The organism is Hydrocoleum sp. CS-953 (genome assembly GCF_002260545.1).
GTDB lineage: Bacteria > Cyanobacteriota > Cyanobacteriia > Cyanobacteriales > Microcoleaceae > Trichodesmium.
Map to the genome: position 1 here is coordinate 1 of NZ_LGSU01001250.1, position 8,578 is coordinate 8,578.

Genomic DNA, 8,578 nt, shown 5'->3' on the forward strand with positions numbered 1-8,578 from the left:
AAACCTCTAAGTTAATAACTATTAGTCAGAGTATACTTTTTAATCGACTATGCCCTATTTTTTAATTTCGGGCATAGCTTAAATAATAACATTGTAGGAACGTTGCAAGCAACGTCAATACTTATACCATTGCAACAATTTATAGTTGAGAAATAAGTTGATTATAATCTGAATGGGAACCTATCCAAAACCAGATAATAGTGTTGCTATCTTTAATGCCAACTGCTCGCCAATTTAAACCTATTCTGACAGAATAAATAGGTTGAACTGGATGGATTTTTTTAAATTGCAAACTGAGATTATATGGGTCTTTTTGCTAGAGTAGGTAGGTTTCCTTAGCAGTTTCTTGGATAGACTCAGGCAGTTTATTAAATGCTTTCCAAAATTTAGAGGTAGTTTGAGAGTTCATCAGAAGTTTAAAGGTTGAGTTTTACCTTGTTTAAACTCAGCGATCGCTTCATCGGCAAGTTGGGCGAGTTTGTCTTGAGAATTAGCAAAATTTTCTGCCCATCTTTTCTCGTCTTCTATTTCTGCTAGGATGAGATAAGCTATAGCTTCTTGTTGGTTTTCTGGTAGTTGAGATAGTTTAGTTAGTGCTTCTTCTATAACTTTAGTCATAGTTTTTTTCTGGTGATTATTTCTTATTAGTTTAGCGGATAAATAAAAATGAGACAAGAGCAAATTTAGGTTTTATTATCCTGAATTTTCAACTATTATATAAATTTTCAATCCTTTTTTAGCATCTATATCANTTTTCGGAAAATTTTTGTTTTATTATCCTGAATTTTCAACTATTATATAAATTTTCAATCCTTTTTTAGCATCTATATCAAACTTTAAAACAACTTCAGTTTCACTGAAAATTTATATACTTTACTTTCAAGGAAAGGATATGAGTATTTCCCTGTTGCTTGTTCCCTGTTGCTTGTTCCCTGTTGGCTGTGATTTGTTCCCTGTTGGCTGTGATTTGTTGATTGTTATCGGCTTTGTAGCCTTTAACGAATATCTACTGTCTTAAACTATATTTATTGCTATAGTTCTAGGTATGGGAAACGCTTGTCATACCATTAGGTATAGTTGCAAAAGTTGTCAACAATTATCTGTATATATAACTATGAATAATCAGAAGATGGGCTATCTTTATGTTGCGACAGGAGACAAATATATTAAAGAAGCAATTGTCTCTGTTACAAGCCTAAAAAAAATCAATGAAAGCGCTCATATTACTTTGGTAACTGATAAAAACATTAATAATTCGCTTTTTGATAAAATCATTATTCGCCCCGTAGATATTAAACATTATAAGGAGGGATTGTTGTATAAAGTAAGGCATATTTATCATGACTCTCCTTATGAAAAAACTTTGTTTGTTGATACAGATACATATTTTTGTGATGATTGTCAAGAAATATTTGAAACTCTAGATTTTTTTGACGTAGCTGTTGCTCCAGACCCCACAGATCCTAATAAAGCAAAATCGCCTCAAACTAACAAAGTATTGGCTGCTTGTGAAGTATATAATACGGGAGTTATTCTGTTTAAAAAAAGTGCAAATAATGAGTTTTTTTTTCAAAGATGGTTAGAGATATATGAATCAAAAATTATTAATAAAACTGTAGGAAAGGAAAACGATCAAACTTCTTTTATAGAAGCTTGGTTAGAATCTAATTGTAAAATGTATGTTCTATCTCATGCTTGGAATGCAAGGACTCCTTTCTTTTTTACTTTGAAGGATTCTGTAAAAATTATCCATGGTAGACATAGCAATCATGAGATTATCAAAAACGAACTGAATAAACTACCAGGAAAACAGCATCGATGCTGGCAGCCAATAAAAAATAGATGTATTAAGAAGAAACAGGGATGGGAATATCAATTTAAAACTACTGGTAAGAAAATAAAAGATTATGTGTTAACGGGACTTAGACAAAAACTGAGTCAAAAATGGCTTTAAAATCTGTTACCTGTTCCCTTTAGCCGTTAGATCAGAGATCAACATAATTAACTGATTGGGACTTACTCAGCAACCCTACAGTCATGCTAGGTTATAAGAAAAATTTTTGCGTAAGTTCTGTCAGTCTAAAATTACACCACTAGAAACCCGGTTTCTTCAAGAAACCGGGTTTTGAAACTGATAGACTACTTCACAACCAACGTTGTCGTCGCCGATCGCCCAAATTCTTCGGGCGCATATTGTAGTCGTGCTTCTGCTCCAGGCCAGATAAATGTTCCGGGAGTGACAGACCTGACTAAATAGTGNTATAAGAAAAATTTTTGCGTAAGTTCTGTCAGTCTAAAATTACACCACTAGAAACCCGGTTTCTTCAAGAAACCGGGTTTTGAAACTGATAGACTACTTCACAACCAACGTTGTCGTCGCCGATCGCCCAAATTCTTCGGGCGCATATTGTAGTCGTGCTTCTGCTCCAGGCCAGATAAATGTTCCGGGAGTGACAGACCTGACTAAATAGTGTAATGTATACACTCCTGGGTTTAAACGGTCTGCATAAGCTTCAACTCGATCGCGATATATCTGTTGATATCCTATTTGCCAACTATCAGCTTTTGCTTTAACAGCGGAAGTGGCAGTTTGGAAACTGGTGTCAACTGCTTCTAAACCTGCTGGAAGTGGGTCGCTTATTACTACATGATCTACGGGGCGGTCTGTAATAATTTCGATTCCTATATCAAAGACTTGCCCTGCACTGACATCTAATGTTGATGGCACTTCAGATAGATCCATTCGTTGCAAGACGGACGTTTCATGCAACGTCCCTACGGCACGAATTTCCCGCGCTACTCGCAAACCGTTATATCTTCCTGGTTGGTTTCCTGGGAGGCGATAACTGTATTCAACTAAATAGTGCAGTTTGCCGTCTCCTGATTTTTCCAAGACTAAATCTGATTCACCTTTTGGCAAACTATCGATTGCTACATTCAAAGATAGATTCGGATTTTCATAACCTTGAAAACGAGCTGCATCTAATTGTTTGCCAGATAATTTAGCGGTTGTTACAAAGTCTGGTGGAGCGGGTTGGGTATTGCTGTAAGAAGCCAACGCCGTCAATGCTTCGGCATTATCATAAGTTGTGCGCCAGGTGCCGTCGCGCCGTAAGTTAAGCAGACTTTGTAATAGTCGGTCTATTACTTCTGGTTTGGCGTCGCGGGTAATAAATAGTCGCAATGCTTGAGACTGAGCTGCCGTAGTCGAATTTATCCATCCCCAGGTTTGCGGTAAATTTAATGTGGCACTACGCCCGGTTTCATAGACGCTTTCCTGAATTTCGTTAAACATTTCCTCTGACTGTTGGCGCCATTCGGGAAAGGTGGAGAGGTAGCGCGCTAGTTTAATTTGGTCTAACTGCGACAGTTTTTCCCGTTGTTGATAAATATCTGATAGGAAGCTATTCCTGGTGTCGCCTAATTCCGACAACGCCATCAACGCATCTAAGCGGAATTGATTTCGACAAAGTTGTTCGTTGCAATAATCATATTTACCTGGGTCTGCTAATAAGTCGTTTAAGTAACTCCGCAGACGGTTTAACATTGACTCATCTACTAAATTTGGGAATGCTTTTTTTGCTTGAGCGATCGCCTCGGCAGCGTAAGGAGTCAAATAAGGATTAGAATCTTCTCGCCCTGGATAATAAGCAAAACCACCGTCTGGCAGTTGCAATGTTTCTAATTTTTCTAATGCTAATCTTGCTTGTTGTTTCGGGTTGAAATCTACAAATGCTTGGTTGTATTTTTTACCTAATATTTGTAGGTTGGAGGCGATCGCTAACTTACTTGCGAGAGTTTCGAGAAATGGTAAGTGGTCTTTTTTCAACACTGCCTTTGCTGGAGCAGTAATTTCTGGTATCAGGGTACTCGCCAGAGAAATTTCCAGACCTCCCACATCTGGCATCACATTTTCGGTAATATTTAGAGGAATTTGCACTTGAGTGTCAGTTGTACCAGACTCCACCACACTTTCACTTGCTGCCAAAGACCGCACGGGTAAAGCAACTTGAAACCCATCAGTGTTGCGGTTATTCAGGTCGGTCGAAAATTGTACTTTTGCCTCACCTGGTTGTTTTGCCTCCATCTGGAAGCGGTAAGCATTGGTGCCGGAGTCTGCTCTGGTTTTGAAAGTTTCCGTAGTTTGGGAATTTTCGGCAAACAAAATATTCTGACTAACTTCCCCGTCTATTTTGAGACTGCCTTTTTTGCCAGTATTATTCGTAACTGCAACGCCACCCTCAAATTTATCGCCTATCCGAGCAAACTGAGGCAACACAGGATTTGACATTAAAGGTTGAGTCGTAATAAAAGTCGCTTCCCCATTGCCAAAATGTAAATCTCCATCCGTAGCAACGGTCATTACGCGCCAAGTTGTCAGATCGTCTGGCATCTTAAAACTTACCGTTGCTTTACCCCGTTCGTCCGTAATTACAGATCCATTGTAATAAGCTAAAGACTGAAAATCTTTGCGAATGCGAGTACCCGCAGCACCAGAGGATAAACCACCGCCGAAACCCCAACCTTTTCTTAGGGGTGATGCCATCTCTGCCATTGTTACTTCCTCGCGGTTATCGTTGAAACGGGTAGATATTGGTTGCTCCGCGTAGACAGTCTCAACTAAATCTGGTGGTCGATGACCGCTCAGTTGCAACACCGCTTCATTCACAACCATCACTGTAAACTGACCTTTAGTTGGTTCTCCTTGACTATTTTTTACTGTCAACTCCACATTTTCCATTGCCCCCGGTTGCACCTCCAGACGTTGGGGTTTGACTTCCACGTTTAAGTATTTGTCTGCCAAATTGATATTGAATGGAGTAAAGCCAACTTTCATCAAATCTTCGACGCTTCCAGGTTCCACATTTTCCAGTGGTTCACCTTGCCGTACTAATACCGCTTGCACCGCAGCATTGGGCAACATTTCCTCAGTCACTTGAAATTGAATTTCCGGTGCGCCACCTGTAACTTTTGTAATTTTTTCATAGAAAGGTTTGTCGCGAACGACGGCAAAATACAATTCTCCTTCTGGATAGGGCGACTGAATTAAAGCGGTGGCAGTTTCCCCTACTTGGTATGTGTCTTTGTCGAGTTTGATTTCTAGGCGTTTTTCGTTGCGACCTCCCCAATAAACTCGTTCTGTTCCGGTTGCCCAAATTTGTATATCGGTGGCAGTAATATTATCCTCAGCATTGGCAAAGTTGGCACGAATGCGATAACTACCTGATTCGGGGGCGGTGAGGTTGACGGTTTTGGGTTTGTTGTCGCTTCTGACTTTTTCCGTGGCAACGGTTTTATATTCCACCTGATATCTGGGGTTACGACTGCCAGCGACTACCTGAGTGACAGTGCTGTATTCNAAATTTGTATATCGGTGGCAGTAATATTATCCTCAGCATTGGCAAAGTTGGCACGAATGCGATAACTACCTGATTCGGGGGCGGTGAGGTTGACGGTTTTGGGTTTGTTGTCGCTTCTGACTTTTTCCGTGGCAACGGTTTTATATTCCACCTGATATCTGGGGTTACGACTGCCAGCGACTACCTGAGTGACAGTGCTGTATTCCATTTTTTGTAATTCCAGCAGAATATTTTCTCCAGAAACTGCTTTTCCTTCAGAATTAGTCACAATAAATTCTACCGGGAATTTTTGATTAGCTTCAGCAACAAATTTACTTTTTAAACCTATTAACTTCTCACTTGGTAGAGCGGTAAATGTTTGAGTGTCAGCTACAGAAAGATTAGATATATCTGTTACTTCTACATCTACTCGATAAGTCATTGGGTAGGGTAAATCTTTCCCGACTGTAAATATTTGATTATTCCCACCATTATTATCTAGCACTACATTTTTTTGCAGCACATTATTAGGAATAGTCGGTGCTTTTTCCGGCCAAAACCATCGACGACCAAAATCAAATTCTTGCCAATCTTTAGGAGTAAACTCTGTTTTTTGGCGAGTCACATAATATTTAGCTTTTGCTCCTTGAACTGGAGAACCAAACAAATAATTACTTTCAGCTTCCGCCCCAATTTCTTCAGCAAGAAAAGCAATTTCTTTATCAAGTTTCAGGTCTACCTTAAAATTAGGTGGTTTAAATTCAGCGACGCGAAATTGCCCATAAATTTCTACATCATTTTCTCCTTTCGCCTCCACATTGTAATAACCCAATGGCTGATTACTATCCAGAGGAATTTCTAGAGAAAAAGTACCAAATTCATTAGTCGTTTGAGTACCTAAATTTTTCTTATTACCATCTGGATTTTCTAGAGTAACTTGATAACCTGTACTTTTGGCTTGTTTCAAGTCACCATCTTCCAAATAATAAGCAGCTCCAGTCAACCAAACTTTTTCCCCTGGTTGATAAAGTTCTCTATCAGAAAAAATAGTACCTCGTGATTCAGGTTTTCCACTATCCCAACCAGAATAAATACCATAACCATAAGTACCACTATATTCTTTAGTACTAGCAAATGCCCAATCTCGATCTTCTTTGGCAATTACTAATAATGCCGGACCTTGAGAAAAACGCTGACCGTTCATACATTTTTGTAAATCTGTTTTACTCAAATTTAACAGACCAAATTCATTAGTTTTTCCCGTAGTACAAGCAGTAGGTTTAGGTTGAGATTTAGCATTTAATTGAGACTGATAAATCTCCACATCTGCCACAACTGGAGAACCATCATCCAGATGATTTACTTTAATAATTCCCGACTCTGGGAACCACTGAGCAAATACTCCTAAATTAGTTAGTTGTACTAATCCATAAAATGTTGGTTCCTGCCATTTTTCCTGACGGTTTTGTTGATAAGAATTTGTTCGTGCTTGAACTCCATAAGCTAACATTCCTGTCTGACTGCCGAGTTGTTCTCGCAGAGGAACTGCTGCTTCGGTAATTTGATTTTTTTCTCCAGAAACAGGGTAACTTTTCCACTGTGTAGTTACTGGCAATAAATTCTTCCTGTTTTTTCTAGGATAAGCTGATTCNTTCCTGTCTGACTGCCGAGTTGTTCTCGCAGAGGAACTGCTGCTTCGGTAATTTGATTTTTTTCTCCAGAAACAGGGTAACTTTTCCACTGTGTAGTTACTGGCAATAAATTCTTCCTGTTTTTTCTAGGATAAGCTGATTCTGTGTAAACTAAATCTGTTGGTTGTACAACTTTATAAGCTGCTTTATATTCCGAGTTTGGCAGATTTACTGTAGAAATATTCAGTTGTAAATTTTGACTAGATGGGAAAATATTTAACCCACCAGGCACAGAAATATCGGCGGATAAATCTCCTGTTTGATAATCTAATACTACTGCCTGATTCAATACTTGCCCAAATTTATCTTTGAGATTTGCACCGATAGTAATTTTATAATTTGTATCTGGTTCTAATAGCCAAGGATTGATACTAACAATATTATAGTTATCATAAGCTTGAATCAGATTTTTAGTCTCTTTTGGTTTTGGCTCAATAGTAATATTTTCGACTGCTGAACTAGGCACAACCCCATGATTAAATTCTAAACTAGGATTACCTTTAACAAATCTATCGCTTCCCTGGGAAAATTTGAGTTGGGAAAATTCAAAATTAGAGTAGGTTTCTACTTGACTAACAAAAGGTGTTTGACTAGGTAAATTACCTTTCAATGGCTGAATACCTGAGTCAAATTCTAGTCGATATTTAGTACCTTTTTCCAGAGTTACTTCAGGAGTAATCAGATAATTCCACTGACGCAAAGAAGAGTCAAATGCTTCTATGGGAGCTTGTTCTTCCTCATCAGTTTCTAATGTTTCTAAACTAACTGTAAAAGGTAAACTTTCTGTTTTACCATCGGGCAAAAGTTTTAATTTTTCTGTGATTGAATCTAAATCCAATTCCACATTTGAAGTAAATTTTAGAGTCGGATTTATATCAATCGGTTCTAACCTTCTATTTTTCTCTTTGCTAGTTGGTAAATTCGTGAGTTTGACTGGTTCAGTATTGAAAGTCCAGGCTAAATCTTCATCTAATTGATGATTGTTTAAGTCAGATAAACCAGCTTTTAAAGTAACTTTGACTCTAGTAGATTTAGGGAAAGATTCTGCTGGTTGAAATCCTACCATTTTCGGAGTCAAAAATCGGAATTGACCCGGTAATTCTGGGAAAATTTCAAACTGCTTTAATTTCTCCTGTTGTTCTGGAGAATCTAAAGTTTCCAAAGGAATTAAAGGCTCTTTAAACCGAATCCGAATTTGATTTAAAGAAGCTGCTTCTCCCGTCGGACTAATTTTTTCTATCCACTCCGGTACTGTTGGATTAACTATTAAATCTACCATTGGTAATTTTTCCTGTTGTGAGGTGGTATTAAAAATACCGCAGGCTCCTATTACAAATGTTAGGAAAAATCCTAATACAAAATGTTTCCAATATTTTCGGATCATATTTGTTGAATTTGACGAAAGTTTTTATCTACAATAAGTAGAGGTAGTTGTACTAAATAAAATAGACAAGTTTATCTATTTCTAATAAAGTATTATATCTCTAATAGTTAAAAGCGACAATCAATAATTTGTAAGATTTGGGGAAATAAAGCACCATAAGCAAC

The 8,578-nt window shown here is 38.0% G+C and carries 5 protein-coding genes and 2 pseudogenes; 1 reads left to right on the forward strand and 6 read right to left on the reverse strand.

The annotated features are described in order from the left end of the window. Nucleotides 1-139 precede the first annotated feature (139 nt). Nucleotides 140-292, reverse strand: a complete 153-nt coding sequence (locus AFK68_RS42245; RefSeq protein WP_246844333.1) for a hypothetical protein — start codon at nt 290-292, stop codon at nt 140-142. 116 nt (nt 293-408) lie between these two features. After that, a complete protein-coding gene (locus tag AFK68_RS21540; RefSeq protein ID WP_094674959.1) occupies nt 409-618 on the reverse strand; it encodes a hypothetical protein in 210 nt (69 codons plus the stop codon). A gap of 496 nt (nt 619-1,114) precedes the next feature. Here AFK68_RS21540 and AFK68_RS21545 point away from each other — a divergent pair, with 496 nt between their 5' ends. Then, nucleotides 1,115-1,954 (forward strand): putative nucleotide-diphospho-sugar transferase, encoded by an 840-nt coding sequence (locus AFK68_RS21545; RefSeq protein ID WP_094674961.1) that lies wholly within the window; start codon nt 1,115-1,117, stop codon nt 1,952-1,954. Between the two features lie 185 nt (nt 1,955-2,139). Here AFK68_RS21545 and AFK68_RS45980 read toward each other — a convergent pair. From AFK68_RS45980 to AFK68_RS45990, 4 genes and pseudogenes are all read right to left on the reverse strand, one after another. Further along, nucleotides 2,140-2,259: hypothetical protein (locus AFK68_RS45980; RefSeq protein ID WP_371357491.1), on the reverse strand; the 120-nt coding region annotated here is incomplete at its 5' end. A gap of 94 nt (nt 2,260-2,353) precedes the next feature. Further along, nucleotides 2,354-5,359: alpha-2-macroglobulin (locus AFK68_RS21550; protein ID WP_305778150.1), on the reverse strand; the 3,006-nt coding region annotated here is incomplete at its 5' end. A 1-nt stretch (nt 5,360) separates the two neighbouring features. Further along, nucleotides 5,361-6,849, reverse strand: a pseudogene (locus AFK68_RS45985) (MG2 domain-containing protein); the annotation flags it as partial. Nucleotides 6,850-6,991: 142 nt separating this feature from the next. Next, nucleotides 6,992-8,414 (reverse strand): annotated as a pseudogene (locus AFK68_RS45990) (Ig-like domain-containing protein); the annotation flags it as partial. Nucleotides 8,415-8,578: the final 164 nt, after the last annotated feature.

What these genes read in the sequence shown, in the direction of transcription:
- AFK68_RS21540 (WP_094674959.1), bottom strand. Translation starts at nt 618, where the DNA reads ATGACTAAAGTTATAGAAGAAGCACTAACTAAACTATCTCAACTACCA.
- AFK68_RS21545 (WP_094674961.1), top strand. Translation starts at nt 1,115, where the DNA reads ATGAATAATCAGAAGATGGGCTATCTTTATGTTGCGACAGGAGACAAA.